Source organism: Shewanella sp. FeAMO (genome assembly GCF_053653955.1).
Genome location: NZ_CM132201.1, coordinates 187,061 through 203,537, shown reverse-complemented (window position 1 = coordinate 203,537; position 16,477 = coordinate 187,061). Strand labels below are relative to the sequence as shown.

The window sequence follows — 16,477 nt, the reverse complement described above, 5'->3', positions numbered from 1 at the left end:
TATGAAACAACTCCTTTTGGGCTGTTGGTTTCTCAGCCTTCCTCTGCTGGCCGCTGAATGGCCTGAAATACAGTTTCCCGATTCCGCCACCGTGGAAGTGGTAGCTGAAGAAATGGTTTATCAAGGCACTCCCATGGCAACTTGGGTGATGCGGGATAAAAGCAATCAGATGATGACCGCAGCCTTCTTCAAACGCCAATGGCAGGGCAAAAGTGAACGCTTTGATGAACAGATGTTTGGCCAGGACTACATCATCAATAGCTTGCAACCACCTTTCCTGTTAACGGCCCGAATAAGGAAAGACTTTGATGGTGTTCTAGCTTACATAGGCATAAGTAAAGATCCCGGTAGCCCAGTCCATAGTAAGTTGGCATTTCCAATGCCGAGCGGTAGCACTGTGTTGTCTGATGTCAGTTCAAAGGATCTCTTCAAGAGTGGCCGAACCTTGGTTTTCAACAGCAACCGCACACTGGCAGATACCTTCCATTACTACCAACGTCACTTTCAACGTCAGGGTTGGAGCGAAGTTGGTACCTATCTGGATAGCGAAATCGGCACCCTGATGTTCACCAAGGGAAGCAACACTCTGGACATTAGCATAAACCGAAAAAATGGCTTGGTTTACGTGGTCGCTAACCAAGTTATGGAAGGGATTTAAGGTGTTAAACAAAAACCAAAAAGGACAAGCAAGCTTTGAGTATCTCGTGGTGTGCGGTGCCTTGGTCGCCGCACTCTTGACCCCAATAGAATCTCAAGGCGACCAGAATGTGGTCGAGCTGTGCCTGGAGGCTCTCAGAGCTTGGTATACCGCATTCGCCTATGCCAAATCACTGCCTGCATTACCTCTTTAGTATTGAGACAAAAGATGAAACTGAAATCGATAGACTTTAACTGGATCCTGCTGCTGGTTGCCATCGCCTTGGGTGGTGTCGCAGCCTTTGCAACCAAATCATATTTCGAGCAGCGGGAAGCCGAGCTCAGAGCTGAACTCAGTGACAGTGATGTCATGATGGCTGACGTGCTTGTAGCCAATCAACCTCTTGAAAAAGGTATGATCATTTCTGAGCAGAATATGACCGTACGGCAAATACGAGCCGATATAGTCCCCTTGGAGGCCTACCATCCCAGTCAATTCGGTGAGGTGGTCGGCAAGATGCTATTACACCCGATGGCTCCCGGCAGACCCCTGCTTACTGCTTATGTACCCGGCCATGGTGTCAGTAAATTTTCCGACATGCTTGATGAAGGCCAACGTGCAGTGACTATCGAGATTGATGTCATTAACTCAACAGCCGGAATGTTGGTTCCATCTGATCATATCGATCTATTGTTGGCGTATGACGAACCGCTGGGTGACAACAACAACAATCGCAAGAAGTTACAGCTACTTCTGGAAGACGTCACTGTATTGGCAACCGGCAGACGCAGCCAGGAAGTACCTGATGAACTGGCAGACACCCTATTTGAAGATCCCGCCTCCTACAATACTGTGACCTTGGCTTTATCCGTGGATGATGCAGCCAGGGTGTCCTTGGCCCGCAACAAAGGTTCATTTGTCACTCTATTGCGTAATCAACAGGAAACTTTGCCACTGGAGTTTGCTTCCCTGTATCAGGATGAAATATTTGAAAAATCAGCTTCTGACAATAGTCGCCTGGTAGAGATTATTGTCGGTGGCGGCGGCGTTCAAACCCAATATCAAGAATACCCAAATCCAGATGCAGCCGAGCCTAAGCTGCAAATCACCCAACAAGAGACAAGAACCGCATTATGAGAAGTTTCATCCTCTTTCTGGCAGCCTTGCTGTTGCCATGGCAGACCTTTGCCCATAACAACCCTCCTCTCTCGCTTTATGTCGGCGCAGTGGAGCTCTATAAGGTCAACAATGTTGAACGCGTTGTGGTCGGAAATGGTGCAATTCTCAGTGCCAAAGTCATTGATGATAAAGGAGTATTGTTAATAGGTGAGTCTGAAGGTGTCTCAGACCTTCAGCTGTGGCAAAAAAATGGGAAACTCATCAAGCGCAGTGTCACTGTTTATGCCAAAAACCAACTGACCAGCATCCAGAATATCCAGCACCTACTGGCTTCTTTCCCCAAGCTAAGCGTGACTCAATCCAATGAGCTACTGGTCGTTCAGGGAGAAGTCGATGAGAAACATAAAGGCGTCGTTGAAAAAATACTGGCCAGTCACCCAAACCTGATTTCACTTGTTGAGTTCAAACAATATGCCCCGGACATGGTTCCCATGGTGAAAATGCAGGTGCAGATAGTCGAGTTCAATAAATCTCGTCTTAACAACATTGGTATTCAATGGGATTCAGTTATGTCAGGCCCAGCCTTTGGTGCAGCTAAAGCCTTTACTGCCAACCCCATTTTCAGTGTGACATCTCCTGGCAATTATGTCGGCACCATCAGTGAGGCTATTTCAGACAGCATTGGTGTTCTGGATACCAGAGGATGGAGTTATTTCGGCATAGTTACCGGAATTGGATCCAAGATTCAGTTGATGGCCGAAAAGGGGGATGCCCGCATGCTGGCGCAACCCAACCTCACCACTCGAAGTGGTGAGGCTGCCAGCTTCCTGGCCGGAGGCGAGTTCCCCATCCCTATGACCTCAGCCCTGGGCGTCGTCACCGTAGAATTCAAGGAATATGGGATCAAGTTGGATATCGAACCTGAGGTGGACGAACATCAAAATATCATTAGCCGAGTGCGAGCCGAAGTCAGTGCGATTGACCCTTCAGTTGCTATTGATGATGTTCCCGGCCTACTCACCCGTAAAGCAGAGTCCGTAATCAACGTCAAAAACAAAGAAACCATGGTGATTTCAGGGCTGGTCAACAGCGAAATGTCAAAGTCCGTTTCCCGTTTTCCACTGCTTGGTGATATTCCCATCCTGGGAGAACTATTCAAGTCACGTAATTTTAGGGAAAACAAGACCGAACTGGTTATTTTCGTTACCCCTACAATAGTTTATCCGGGTCATGAAGAGCACGAAGCACAGTTGGCCCGGGGTAAAGAACTGGCGGCAGAAGCTGACCAGCTAGAAGCCTTCTACATCCTGGACTAGGAGCGGTATATGTTCAGTATTATGGTGAGCACCAATAAAGGTACCCGGGTCGGTGAGTTTCAATGTATTCATTCCCAGTGCCAAATAGGCAAAGATCCAGACAACCTTATCGTCTTGAGAGGATTCAAAGTTTCACGCTTGCACGCCACGCTCATACAGGATGAAGAAGGCATCTTCGTGGAAGACAACAAGAGCCGCACCGGTATCAGGGTGAATGACGAAAAGCGGCAGCGTTTCGGTCCACTCAAGACAACAGACAGGATACAGGTAGGGGATTATCAGCTTCGCGTGATTAATCAAGATCCCGAATACCAGTTCGACAATAAAGATTCGTCAGCAGAATGCCCACCGGAGAATCCTGCTGACAAGCAGGTTGCAGACGTTGAAAGCACTAGGAACATGAAACCACTGGCTATGACCAATGCCAAGCTGGATCATATTCAATTCAGAAATGAGTGGCGCCGACGGGTACACAGAGAACTGCTGAAACAGATGGATCTTCGCAGGGTCAACGTCAACGAGATGAGCGACCAGGAGCTACGCCAGCAGAGTGAGTCTCTTATCCAGCAAATCATTAGCCAAATGCAGCTTCCTGCAGAGATTGAAGTCAACTCTCTAATAGAAGAAGTTCTGGATGAAACCATAGGGCTTGGCCCCTTGGAAGGCTTGGTTGCAGACCCTGAAGTGTCTGAAATCATGGTTAATAGTCATGATCAGATCTTTTATGAAAAAGCCGGCCAGCTGTTTCTTTCAGACGTTGCCTTTTCAGATGATCAGGCCGTATTGGGCGCCATAGAGCGAATAGTCACACCAATAGGCAGACGCATAGATGAAAGCTCACCCATGGTGGATGCGCGCCTTAAAGATGGTTCCCGGGTTAATGCAGTAATACCACCTTTGGCTCTTAAAGGCCCATGCATCACCATACGTAAATTTATGCAGCAGCGACTGAACTGTAGTGATCTGGTGCGCTTTGGTTCTATGAGTCAGGCAATGGCTGACTTTCTGGAAATTGCAGTTAAGCAGAAGCGAAATGTCGTTATCTCTGGTGGTACAGGTTCAGGGAAAACAACCCTGTTGAATGTTCTCTCCAACTTTATTCCGGAAAGCGAGCGAATTATCACAGTTGAAGATGCCGCCGAGTTGCAACTCTATCAACCAAATCTGGTTTCACTGGAAGCTCGCCCAGCCAACCAGGAAGGTAAAGGCGCCATAGAGATCCGTGACCTGGTCAAAAACTGTCTTCGGATGCGTCCTGACAGAGTCGTTATCGGTGAATGCCGTGGAGGTGAGGCACTGGACATGCTTCAGGCCATGAATACGGGGCATGACGGCTCGCTGACTACAGCCCACTCAAACTCACCACGAGACTGTATCTCAAGGCTGGAAGTCATGGTGATGATGGCTGGCATGGAATTACCGGTACAAGCCATTCGTGAACAGATATCTTCAGCCGTCAATATCATAGTCCAGCAATCACGTTTCGCCGATGGTTCTCGTCGCGTTACCAGCATTTGCGAGGTCACCGGCATTGAAGGCTCCATAGTGCAACTCTCGGAGATATTCCGTTTTCAACAGACGGGTTTCAACGAGCACGGCAAAGTACAGGGTTACTATACGGCAACCGGTTCTGTCCCGGAGTTTTATGAGCGCTTAAGGCAACAAGGAATCAAGGTCAAACTGGATATTTTTGAGCGGGAGTCTCGCCATGAGTAGTCCGTTGTTCATCATAGGTTGCATTGGTATCAGTGCGGTGCTGCTGGTGTGGTCATTGAGACATCTGTCGTCTAATTGGGCCAGAGAATATCAGGACAAATTCACCACATCAGCCAGTACAAACCTTGCCGATATGTTCATGTTCATCGAACCGCAGCAACTGTTTTTGATGAACATTATTACTTTGGTATCAGTGCCATTTCTAGTTTGGTTGCTGTTTGGTTCTTTGATACTGGGTATTGTCCTCAGCATAATATTGGCTCTGCTGCCACGCTTTGCATATCGCTATCTACGTAAGCGTCGCCAACGTAAGTTTGTCGAACAGTTGCCTGATGCACTTAATATGATCGCCTCTTCAATGCAGTCCGGCGCCAATACCACCTCAGCCATTGAATTTATGGCTGAGGAAATGGATGCCCCCATACGGCAGGAATTTCAGTTGTTTCTGCGGGAGCAACGCTTGGGGGTAGAGTTCAATACCGCTCTGAACAACATGTATGCTCGAATTCCTGAACCCGAATTTCAGTTAGTGATTGCCGGTATGCAAATATCCCGAGAAGTAGGGGGAAACCTGGCTGAAGTACTGTCAAGGCTGTCCAGTACACTGCGAAAAAAGCTGGAGATGGAAGGCAAGATAGACGCGCTAACATCACAAGGTAAGCTTCAGGGATTAGTGATGACCTTGCTACCAGTGTTTATCGGGGTAGTACTCAATCACATGGAGCCGGATGCCATGGGACGCATTTTTACCGAGCCCTTGGGCTGGCTCACCATCGCAGTCGTCGTATTGATGCTGTTCTGCGGTTACATATCCATTCGTAAGATAGTCACTATCGATGTGTAGTAGGAGCCGCAATCATGGTTAATCTGATCATCCTCTGCTACGCCTGTGCTTTGGGCTTCACCATTATCAGTTGCACAAGGATTTATCGCCGGGTTCCTCCCGATAACAGGGAGTTCATGGATCCGCTTTCACCTGGGTTAAAAATAATTTGGCCACTGGTGCAAGTATTGGCTTTCTACATCAGTGAGAAGCTCAGTGTCGACTATCTGGAACGGGTTTCCAAGAAACTACAGATATCCGGCCTGTCATACATCATGAGCGCCGAGCAATACTTCGCCATCAGGATCCTCAGCACGCTATTTGCAGTGGGACTGATGCTGGCAGCAACCGCGATGCTGGGAGAGGTCAACAGCCGCTACCTGCTCTTTGCTGCCATTGTTGGTTATTTCCTCCCCGTGATGACACTGAACGATCTGCGTAAGAAGCGTCAGCTAGACATTGTTAAAGTGCTGCCTGTGTATCTGGACTATCTGACCATGTCCATCGAAGCCGGTTTGAATATGACTGGTGCGCTAACCCAAGCGGTTGAGCGCGGTCCAGAAGGGCCTTTAAAAATTGAAAAGGTTATCCGCGATATGCGCGCCGGGATGTCCAGAGCTCAGTCTTTTAGGAATATGGCCGAACGGGTACAAATAACCGAAATCAACAGCTTGGTAAGTGCCTTGGCTCAAGCAGAAAGAACCGGAGCAAGCCTGGGTAAAACACTTAGAATTCAAGCAGACCAGCGCCGAGTAGAACGTTTCCAACGTGCCGAAAAGAAGGCCCTGGAGGCTCCAGTAAAGTTGGTCTTCCCACTCATAGTGTTCATCTTCCCTGTCACCTTCATGATTCTTCTCTTCCCGATAGTTATGAAGTTTATGTACGAGCTATGAAGATGGAAACCAAGACACTTATTACAGCCTCAGGCTATGAATTGGAGCAAGTATTTCTGGCCAACAATCCCTGGCTGCGTCTAAGAGGGTTACTGGGAAGGCCAAAATTAACACCTTCTCAGGGAATGTTAATCAGCCCCTGCAGCTCGGTACACACTATAGGAATGCGTTATCCGCTGGACATAGTGTATCTGGATGCCCAGCACACAGTCCTCAAAGTGGTTTCCGAACTCAAACCCTGGCGCAGCAGTTTTTGCCATGGCGCCCATCACACACTTGAGCTGGTAAATGGAACAGCAGCCAAGGCCCAAATCCATGAAGGAGAAACACTCAGATGGAAAAGTTCCTAATCACGCTTATGTGCACCCTGATGTTGATTATGCAAGGGTGCGCTTCTCAAACACAGCACCAGGGCAACCAGGCTATCATGGAGATACAAGCCAGAGCTGAACATGCCTACAAGCTGGCGATGATGGATCAGGCCGAAAGTCTGTACCTCGAAGTGTTGAGATCTGTTCCCAATTACGCTCCCGGTTGGTTTCGTCTGGGCAACATCTATACCCGAACCGGACGTCAAGATGCTGCCATAGCGGCCTATCAACGTTGCATTGAGCTTGAGCCAGACAATCAAAAAGCTTGGTATAACATGAGCCTGGTACGCTTGAAACAATCTGCTCAGGTATTGGAAATAGCCCAACAGCATGGTGACACTAGTTCTGTGGTTCATAGGCAAATAAAAGCGTTGCTCCAAGCCATCTACGAACTGCAACGTGAACCCAGCCCGGAGCAGGCCGCGAGATGAAACGGTTAACATCGCAAACAGGCCAAGCGATGATGGAGTTTAACCTCGCTCTGCCCTTTCTGATGCCACTGGTATTGGTTGCCATGATGTTGCTAGTTCAATGGGGATTTATCTATTCCGCCAAGAGCACCTTGGATGCTGCAACCGTCAAAGCCGTGCGCTCAGGAGCCCTCAATCACGGTAGTTTGAGTGCCATACGTAAAGGGCTGAGCGAAGGTATGATGCCCCTTTACAATCAGGATCCCAGCCTGACAGGTACCTTGGGAGCGTTAGCCAAAGCCAGGATTGCGGTGACAACCCAAGCCAAGATAACCATTCTCAGCCCGGATAAGAAGGTCTTCGATCGCTTTAAAGTAAGGTCCACCTACCAGGGCAAGAGCCTCTATGAAATCCCCAACAATAACCTTATGTACCGTAATCCGGCGTTACAAAACCTTGGGAATAACCGACAACTGAACATCCAGGATGCGAATCTTCTACAAATAGAAGTTCGCTGGTGCCAAAAGTTAATCGTTCCCTTTGCCAACTATGTACTCAGAGAGATTGTCAGTTCGCCACTATACATGCCCAGCAAGGAGCAACTGGAGTGCAATCTGCTCAGCCGAGCTACCGGGGATATTTATCTTGCTATGGTCTCTGATGGCCTTATGCGTATGCAAACTCCTTTCAGGATGTAACCAACACTTATAGGGAAGTAAATCATGTCCAAAAAAACTTACCTGGCTCTGCTGATAGCCGGGATAATGCTGACCGGTGGTTGTAATGGTGAGCTAGAGCCAGATGAAGGCCCGGGTCAGGAAGTTCCAACTGACCCAACAGATCCAACCGACCCGACGGATCCAACTGACCCAGACCCGGTTGACCCACCCAGCCATGAAGGTAGCTGGGAAATACGTGATGAGGACAATGACGGTATTCTGGATGAGAGGGATGATTACCCTTTTGATCCAACAAAACATCAATTTCCTCAAATTATTGAGCAAGAACCCAACGATAACCCCTCAATCGCAACCCAGGCAGGAATGGCTCCCCCATTTACGGTGCGAGGAGCCATTTCTCAAAAATCAGACAATGGCGATCTGTTTTCCTTTGAAGGAGAAGCCGGTCAATTCTATACCTTGATGCTCAGCTATGAGGATCCGGATTTCAAACCCAATATCTACTTTTCTGATGCTCAGGGTAATGCACTCAACTTTGGTGAGTTGGAAATAGATCCTGTGCTCAAGAAAGTCGCTATCAGCGTTGAAATTCTCAAAGATGGCCTTTATCACATTGGCGTCAACGATATTAACTTTGATGGCCGTCCGAGCTTCAGCTACAGCGCCCGTATTTTTGCTGATCGTGACAGTGATGGAGTTTATGATCAGCAAGAACTGGCACTGGGCATGGATCCAGAGAGTGATGACTCAGACCAAGATGGTATACCCGATACTCTGGAGTACCTGTACGGTTTAGCAGCCGATGACTTTGATCCAGATGGCGATGGTATTCCCAACTGGTATGACACAGATAGTGATGGTGATGGCCTGAGTGATGGATTTGAGGGTGGCGCCGATGCAGACGGCGATGGCCAGGGGAACTTCCTCGATTTGGATTCCGATGGCAATGGCATCGCTGATGCCATTGAGGCCGGCGACAATCCCAAGCACCCTTTGGACAGAGATCTTGATGGAGTCCCTGATTTTCTGGACTTGGACGATGACAATGATGGCGTCCTGGATATCAATGATCAGGACAGGCTGACCGCCGTCAGTATCAGCTCCGTAGCTATCCTGGGGCAGGCCTATACAGTCCATAACGATACCAAAGTCAGGTTTTTCCGCGAAGGCGATACACTGAACGTAGAATTGGATTCTCCCTTATCTGCCGGTCAACACTTTTTGGTTATCACCCGGGAAGGTTTACCTCCAATCAACTTACCTTTAACTCAAGCCTCAGGTCTTATCACTACAGTACTGCCCAAAGGTGCCAGTGAAGTTTTTGTCTCTGATGGTACTCTGCGCACCAATGCGAGAGCTTTGAAACTTCAGCCTGCAGGCACCCCGGTTATCAGCACAGCCGGCGCAGTGATGCTTGACGAAAACGCCCAGGTGACTCTCTATGGTGACAGCCTAAATGGCAATATCACAGTGACAGCCAATGGAATACCTTTAGAGGTCATTTCAAATACAGCCCATTCTGCGAGAGTGAACGTCCCAACAGGACTTGTCGACGGTACGCTGCAAATCAATAACGCTCAGGGACAGAGCAACCAAGTACAATACTATGTACTCAAAGAAGCAGAAGTTACCCTCACCTCTGTAGGCGGTGTTGATCCCTTAGGTGTACGTGTAGAAACACTGCTGAATACCACAACGACACTGGATTACAACGGTCGGGCAAACATTAAAGTCTTTAAGAATCGGCTGACTCCTGTCACAGCCTTTGTTCCTACTGCAGATAATAGTCAGGGATATGTTTATCTAAACAGTTACTTGTTACCAGGCGAACAACAACTGACATTGGATATAAACAGTACGACTTTTAAGTACGTGCTGGACTTTATTGGCATTGACAAGATCCCACAAGCTTCGTTGGTTAATTTTCGCGACACCATAGTGACTTATCCTGAGTTCATAGAACTGCAGGAACACTTCGCTGGCATGCTGCAAAGTTCTCCAATGGCACTGGAGCAATTATCTCAAGCAACAAACCTGTTGCTAATAAGCAACAGCAACAAGATATATCAGCGTTATAGTCAGAACCAGGTTAGCAACACAGCCAAAGCCCAGTCATTCAATGCTTCTCCAATGGCTATGGCCATGGTCAAGCGGGCTTCAGCAACCGGAAGCATTAAACCAAACATCACCAATTATGGTACGGCTTACTTTGACTATAGTCTTGCGGCCACTAACTTCCTCGATAATTGGCTACCGTCGGATCCAAGCTGTCCCAATAACAGCGAGATCACCCAAGAACAGAAAAACAAACTCCAATACGATGGCTGCTCAGAGCTGCAAAATCGTACCCGGCTTTATTTGAGTACCATGATTATCCCTCTGGGTGAAAATGGACAGTATGATGAGTCCAAGCTGGATAGTCCGCTGCGCAAGCACGCTCAATCAGCTTGGGATGGCAATATAATAGGACCGCAATCTGGAACATACTTTGGTCTGGAGTTTTGGTCCAAAGATCAGTACTACAATGTTTGTCCCTATCAAGATTGCCTTTACCAAGTTCTCGCTCCGGGTGTAGATACTCCTTTGGGGCCTTCACCATTTAGCTTTCGTAATCAGTCTGCCTATGATGAGGCCAACCTCAAAGCTCGCCAATACTTGGCAATTCGCACCGTCATAGACGGTATCTTGCTTAAGTTTTTTGACCTTATTTTAATCGGGGTAGGTTATGAACCGGCAGGATTCGACCCCGTGGTCATCACCAAGTTAGTGATCCAGTACTCACCCAAGCTGATAGAGGAAACTGAAAAACTTTATAAGGATGACAATGTTACTGGAACCGACCTTGCCAACTTCCTGGAACAGCTTGCGATAGAATTCTATAAAAATGAAATAGAAGTCTTTTACGATCCTGCCAATAGAGGCAAATTGGGCCCCATCACTACAGCAGTGCTGCAAAGTATGGGAGTAAAGCCCGAAGACCTGGCAGCCTTGGCTGCCGGAGCCGCGTTACGCAAATGGGCTCCTTTTATTGGCCAAATGGAAGCGATAAAAACTGGCGCCCAGGTCGCAGACATACTGATCGACCAGCTCAAGACCATTACAGATATGGTCGGCGTACCGGTGAAGTCTGACTTTACCCTCACTTGGGGGATGCAAATTGTCGACATAGACCCTGCCATTATGAAAGCCGAGCCTATAGACAAGCCGTTGTCTATCATCGGCACAGGGTTTGGCATTAACGAACGTTGGTATTGGTTTGATGAAGAACCCTTAACCGAACTGAAAGATGAGGGCAACAATGCTTATGAAGAGCGTGAATATGAATCTGTCTCCGAGGATGGCACTCTGCTGAAAATAAGCGTTCCAGGCTCTATGTTGAAAAACGCTGTCGGTCCTATCGCCGTTGCTGTTGAGCACAGAGGGCAGCGCGCTGAGTCACCTGTAAAAATCAAGATTGGTGATGGCCTTGAGATCATACGTTTGAAAGCAAGTAGCGGCCAACCCGGTGACTTAGTCGTCATCGAAGGCTTGGGATTCAGCCAAACCAAAGCAAATAATAGAGTCACATTCGCCGGTAAGAATGGTGAACGTATCGTTGCCTTTATCAACAAGGTCGAGCCAGGGAAACTAACGGTGAAAGTCCCCAATAATGTTGTCTCGGGTAATGTCACTGTGGAAGTAGATAACGAGCTCAGCAATGGACTCAAGTTTGAAGTCCCCCATCTACTGGAAATCACTTTCGGTGATAACGGCAACTTCAACGACGATATCTTTAAACTGGTTGTCGATGATAAAGTACTGACCGATGGCAGTAGCCCGCAACGCCAGGTTGGCCCCTTATCAATACCGCTTACCTCAGGCACCCACACAGTAAAACTGGTAGGGATCCGGGCTGAAGATGAGATAGGCACCTATTACATCCAGTTTGAAGGCGATGTTCTCTCTGTCTCGGGGGATGAATTGGAAGGCCGTGACCTATTGAAAGATAGCGTCAAACAATTCCAGGTCGAAGTCGGAACTCCCCAACAGAAGGCTCGTAGTCAATATCAGCCGTTGCGCAATCTGCAGCAGGAATAAAATCAAGGGAAGAGCCGTAAGGCTCTTCCCTGTTTCAAGGAGTTGAACAATGAAAATTCCATTTGCATATCTTTCACTTGGAGTAACCCTTTTCACGCTGCCAGTGGCGGCCAAACCAAATGAGAAGCTGACTCAACAGTGCTTGGATAGTTTTGAAATCATCAAAAACCAGGATGTACAAGCCTTTGTGGCACTAATGCCCTACGAAGCGAGTGCCAAGGAACAAGAGCATGCGGCCCAAATACTGGCCCGTTCACACAAGCGTTGGTATCAAGATAAGACTCTCGGCACCATTACGCCCCAAGATGTGAGTTACAGCGAACCCAGCAAAAGCAAGCAACAGAAAGGTGCGCTTCAGGAAGCGCGGGTTAAGCTACTGATAGAAGGAGAAAACTACCGTTCTTCTGTCAGCTGCAAATTTCTCCAAACCGATAAAGGCTGGTTTCTTTCCAAGTTGCCTTAACCCGTTTTGACGAACTTAACTCAAGGATGAATCAATATGCGTAAACTTTCCCTCCTGTCGGTAGCACTCAGTGCTACGCTGCTCTCTGCCTGTGGCGGCTCCGATTCAGATGACAATCAACCACCTGTTACGACTGATATTAGTGTTCAGGGCCAGGTTAGTTATTTGGGTGCTGTGCCGGGGGCCGATGTCTGCGCCGATCTCAATCGTAACCTGTCTTGCGATGCTGATGAGCCCACAACAACTACCGACAACGATGGCAAGTATCAGCTCGATTGGCGCAGCGATGACCCAACGCCCGACTATTATCTGCTGGCCAGCTGGTTACCGCAGGCCAGTGACAATACCTCAGCCAAACAGCAACACAACAAGCAGGGTGTCGCTGCCCAGACTGCTGATGACGGCAGCCTGGTACTCTTTGCCCTGAACCAGCATACGGGTGCCATCAACCTAGTGACCCATTTGGAATTCAGTCGTTTACAGCAGATGTTGCAAGCGGGCATTGGTGACGCCCAGCGTGATAACCTGCTTCAGGAACTCAGGCAGCTATATTCCCAGCTGTTCGCCCCGGAGAGCGAGAACCCTTACCAGCTTGCTGCCGAAGTCACAGCTGCGCCGGCCTTTGCCGAGGCATTTTGGTTACTGCAGCACATTCACGCTTTGACTGAAGCTCAGATAGAAAAGCTACTCGGTGAAGGCAATCATGAGGCCATTCTGGCGGCCGAGCAGACCCTCGCCATGACCCTGAATGAGCTGCGACAGTTGATCGCCGCCAGTGGTCAAACAGCGGAGACATTCCTGGCCACAGATCCCCAAGAGGTGCGTAACAAGGTAAACAACGCCATGGTTGCCCTGGGTTACCTGGAACCTCTTGATGACAAAACCATGAACGACAATGATTGGGTGATAGTACTCAATGGCTTGATGGAAGATGATGAGCAAGCTCATCTGCTTGATCTGGGGCTGACTGGCGGATCGGAGGTGTTCACCCTGCAATATGGCGACCCCTCCAAGTTTCTGACCGGAAGTGTCAACCAAGGCAAGGTTCTGGCCCAGGATGTCACTCTGGGAGATGAGGTCGCCAACGAGTGCTGGAATACTCAAATGGAGCGCTGGATAAATGCCGATCGCAAGGATCAGGGCTATAGCCCAAGCGCGCCGGTTATCGAAGGCAATCAACTACATACCTTCTATGATGGTACTCAGGTACCAATCACTATGCAGGTGGACAAGTACCAGGCCGGCGCCGAAGACTGGCAAACCTTGCTGGCAGCGACCCCGGCCGCGCTGCAGTTGGCCAAGCTAGAATGGCCTGGGCAGGTTTACCGCATCTGGACGGCGCAGCAAGCCGATGTAATGTGCCGGAATGAAGAGTTTGTTTCCTGGGAGATGCCGGTTGCCAACGCCGAAGATCTCGACTCCAGGGCGCTGATTACCCTCTTCTGGCCTATAGCAACAGAGGATGAAATTACCCTGGATGGCGAGCAGCGTTTCACGCTGAACTTTGGCGATACCCCTGAAAGCTACGAGTGGCAGCTAATCCAAAGCCCGAGTGGTGCGCCTTTGTTGCAGATCACAGAGCTGCTGGACAATCCAGAGCTGGCCGACAAGGTTCTGCCCAGCCAATATCTGATCCAAGGTGACCAACTCATTGAAGTGAATATTTACCGCGCCTTTGATTTCGATACCGGCAGGCAGCAATTGCGACTTACCTACGAGCAAAGCTTCAGCGATTCCCTGTATCAACATCTGAAACAACTGGCGCAGGCCAATTGAGCAAGTAATGAGGAAGACTAATGTCTGTTACCAACCCCGTCATCCAGCAGCGGCAATTGTTGGCACCTATGTATCTGGACGGCTATTTTCCGGATTTTCTGGTCGATAAACTCAAAGGCGTATTGCTGCAACTGTGCAGCGAGATAGAAGCCCTTAAGCCCGAGGATGAAGGCGCCTTGCTGCAACTGACTCACGCCGCTACGCTGGCCATCAATGAGCTGCAAGATGAGTTTGAAGCCAACGGCAGTGAACTGGAGACAGTCGCCCGGGATTGCATCGCCGATGAGTTTTACATCATCAGCCGTGCTTATGGCTTCGACAGTCTGGATATCGAACAAGCCATCTCCCCCAGAGATTGGTGATAAAAAAACGGCCCTTGCGGGCCGTTTTTGTTTTCAGGGGAGATTATGAGTAGCTCGAAGGCTTAGTTGGCGGCAGCCTGCTGACCGGCGATACGGCCAAAGACAATGATGTCTGTATAGGCGTTGCCACCCAGGCGGTTGGTACCGTGAGTCAAACCTGTCACTTCACCGGCGGCAAACAGACCTGGGATCACCTTGCCTTGTTCATTCAGTACGTGGGTCTTGGTATCTGTTACCAAACCACCCATGGTGTGGTGTACCGATGGCGTAGCTTTCAGGATCCAGTATGGGCCCTTGCTCAAGTCCACCAGCCCGGCTCTGTGATTGAAGGCTTCATCCTTACCGGTTTTCGCATAGTGGTTCACATCTTTGATGGTCTTCTTGAGGTTTTCCAGCGGAATGTTGAACACCTTGGCGGCTTCTTCAATGCTGTTCACTTCATACATCAGACCACGGCTGGTGAAGTCTTTGTATTCACCTTGGTGCATACCAATGGTACCGGCCACATCGTCGATGTCCTTGTTCCACAGCACATAGGTGTAACGACCGGGTTGTTCCAGAATCGCATGGGAGATCACATCGCGACGTTCCAGCTCTTCCACAAATCGCTCACCGTTTTGGTTGACCAGAATCGCACCGAAGAAACGGGAGTCGGCGATCAGGGCAATGGCGCCAGTCTCTGGGTTACAGATCGGATAGGTTTGGATATAGCCCAGGTTGCGGGTGTCGGCGTGGATCTTCTCACCCATGACAATACCGTCACCTGTGCCACCTGCAATACCCGTAGTACCGTAACGCTCATCCAGCTCTGGGTTGTATTGCTTACGCATGGCCACGTTGGCAGAGAAACCACCGGTAGCGACAACAACACCGCGCTTGGCATGATAAGTGATCTTCTTGCCGTTTTTGGTCGCTTCAACACCGACGACCCGACCATTGTTGTCCATCAGCAGACGCTCGGCGGTAGTGTTGGTGTGAATAGGCAGACCGACTTCTTCGGCCTTCTTGGCAAATTTGCCAATCACTTCGGCACCCGTGTGGCCTTTGGGGATCAGGGCGCGCTTGACGCTGTGACCACCAAACTGGAACAGCTGGTTGGGATAGTACTCAACCTTGACATAGTCACGCAGCCATTCGGCGGCATCGACGGCATTGTCTACCATCACCTTGACCATCTCAGGATCACCCTTGAAGTCGCCCCCTTTGAGTGTGTCCTGGATAAACAGCTCTTTGGAGTCAGTAATTCCCATGCTCTTCTGTACCCAGCTACCGGCTACGTTCATCTCGGCGCCGGAGATCAGCGAGTTACCACCTATGATAGGCATCTTTTCGATAATGACGGCAGAAGCACCGGCTTCCATGGCCTCCAGACCGGCACTGAAACCGGCACCACCAGAACCTATCACAACCACATCATAGGTGTATTCGGCCGGAGTCAGGGCTTCACCATGCTTGGCGGTGGCCGTGGCGGCCACCAGAGTCACACCTGCGGCTTCAACACTGGCAGCCACGGCTTTTTTGAGGGCATTGGAAGTCACGGTCGCACCGGAAACCCCGTCAACATCTACAGAGTTGTTGTCTATGATGGCCTGTTTCACATCTTTGAATGCGGCGGCGGCCAACACAGGGTTTTCTTTCTGTTTCAGCACATCGATAGCCACAATACGGCCATCCTGAATGCTGGTTTCTACCTGGATCTCACCATGCTTGCCCTGGGCAGTCCCCTGACTCTTGATGATCTCATGGGTCACCTGACAGCCGGTAATCACCACGGCAGTGGATACGGCCACGCCCAAAACGGATTTGTTCAACTGCATATTCAGTTCCTGTCGAT

General features: G+C 49.4%; 15 protein-coding genes. 14 read left to right on the top strand and 1 reads right to left on the bottom strand.

Annotation, left to right across the window (positions count from 1 at the left end; genetic code table 11):
- Position 1 precedes the first annotated feature (1 nt).
- Genes ACWAU4_RS00910 through ACWAU4_RS00845 form a run of 14 tightly spaced genes read left to right on the top strand, consistent with a single transcriptional unit; the run spans position 2 to position 14,643 of the window.
- On the top strand, positions 2-658 hold the full coding sequence (locus tag ACWAU4_RS00910; RefSeq protein WP_208125378.1) for a hypothetical protein: 657 nt from the start codon (positions 2-4) through the stop codon (positions 656-658).
- Position 659: 1 nt separating this feature from the next.
- Positions 660-851, top strand: coding sequence for a hypothetical protein (locus ACWAU4_RS00905; protein ID WP_025010636.1), 192 nt, complete (start codon positions 660-662; stop codon positions 849-851).
- 14 nt (positions 852-865) lie between these two features.
- A complete protein-coding gene (gene cpaB / locus ACWAU4_RS00900; RefSeq protein WP_107353027.1) occupies positions 866-1,774 on the top strand; it encodes a Flp pilus assembly protein CpaB in 909 nt (302 codons plus the stop codon).
- Positions 1,771-3,072 carry a type II and III secretion system protein family protein gene (locus tag ACWAU4_RS00895; RefSeq protein ID WP_028780579.1) on the top strand — a complete coding sequence of 434 codons (1,302 nt, stop codon included), beginning with the start codon at positions 1,771-1,773 and terminating at the stop codon, positions 3,070-3,072. Before cpaB ends, ACWAU4_RS00895 begins: the two co-directional genes overlap by 4 nt.
- 9 nt (positions 3,073-3,081) lie before the next feature.
- Positions 3,082-4,788 carry an ATPase, T2SS/T4P/T4SS family gene (locus tag ACWAU4_RS00890; protein ID WP_025010633.1) on the top strand — a complete coding sequence of 569 codons (1,707 nt, stop codon included), beginning with the start codon at positions 3,082-3,084 and terminating at the stop codon, positions 4,786-4,788.
- Positions 4,781-5,632 carry a type II secretion system F family protein gene (locus ACWAU4_RS00885; RefSeq protein ID WP_025010632.1) on the top strand — a complete coding sequence of 284 codons (852 nt, stop codon included), beginning with the start codon at positions 4,781-4,783 and terminating at the stop codon, positions 5,630-5,632. The genes ACWAU4_RS00890 and ACWAU4_RS00885 overlap by 8 nt, the downstream gene beginning before the upstream one ends.
- Before the next feature lie 14 nt (positions 5,633-5,646).
- On the top strand, positions 5,647-6,504 hold the full coding sequence (locus tag ACWAU4_RS00880) for a type II secretion system F family protein (protein ID WP_454290413.1): 858 nt from the start codon (positions 5,647-5,649) through the stop codon (positions 6,502-6,504).
- Positions 6,505-6,506: 2 nt separating this feature from the next.
- Positions 6,507-6,854, top strand: coding sequence for a DUF192 domain-containing protein (locus tag ACWAU4_RS00875; protein ID WP_208125376.1), 348 nt, complete (start codon positions 6,507-6,509; stop codon positions 6,852-6,854).
- Positions 6,839-7,306 carry a tetratricopeptide repeat protein gene (locus ACWAU4_RS00870; RefSeq protein ID WP_025010629.1) on the top strand — a complete coding sequence of 156 codons (468 nt, stop codon included), beginning with the start codon at positions 6,839-6,841 and terminating at the stop codon, positions 7,304-7,306. Before ACWAU4_RS00875 ends, ACWAU4_RS00870 begins: the two co-directional genes overlap by 16 nt.
- Positions 7,303-7,983 (top strand): TadE family protein, encoded by a 681-nt coding sequence (locus ACWAU4_RS00865; protein WP_028780577.1) that lies wholly within the window; start codon positions 7,303-7,305, stop codon positions 7,981-7,983. The genes ACWAU4_RS00870 and ACWAU4_RS00865 overlap by 4 nt, the downstream gene beginning before the upstream one ends.
- Positions 7,984-8,007: 24 nt before the next feature.
- A complete protein-coding gene (locus ACWAU4_RS00860; protein ID WP_208125375.1) occupies positions 8,008-12,042 on the top strand; it encodes an IPT/TIG domain-containing protein in 4,035 nt (1,344 codons plus the stop codon).
- Positions 12,043-12,091: 49 nt separating this feature from the next.
- Positions 12,092-12,505: a hypothetical protein gene (locus ACWAU4_RS00855; protein ID WP_025010627.1), complete on the top strand. Its 414-nt coding sequence runs from the start codon at positions 12,092-12,094 to the stop codon at positions 12,503-12,505.
- 36 nt (positions 12,506-12,541) lie between these two features.
- Positions 12,542-14,281: a hypothetical protein gene (locus tag ACWAU4_RS00850; RefSeq protein ID WP_208125374.1), complete on the top strand. Its 1,740-nt coding sequence runs from the start codon at positions 12,542-12,544 to the stop codon at positions 14,279-14,281.
- Between the two features lie 20 nt (positions 14,282-14,301).
- The gene (locus ACWAU4_RS00845) at positions 14,302-14,643 is read left to right on the top strand and encodes a DUF5713 family protein (protein ID WP_144165319.1); all 342 of its coding nucleotides are present in this window, start codon (positions 14,302-14,304) and stop codon (positions 14,641-14,643) included.
- A gap of 62 nt (positions 14,644-14,705) precedes the next feature.
- Here ACWAU4_RS00845 and urdA read toward each other — a convergent pair whose 3' ends face one another.
- Positions 14,706-16,460 carry a urocanate reductase gene (gene urdA, locus ACWAU4_RS00840; protein ID WP_025010623.1) on the bottom strand — a complete coding sequence of 585 codons (1,755 nt, stop codon included), beginning with the start codon at positions 16,458-16,460 and terminating at the stop codon, positions 14,706-14,708.
- Positions 16,461-16,477 lie beyond the last annotated feature (17 nt).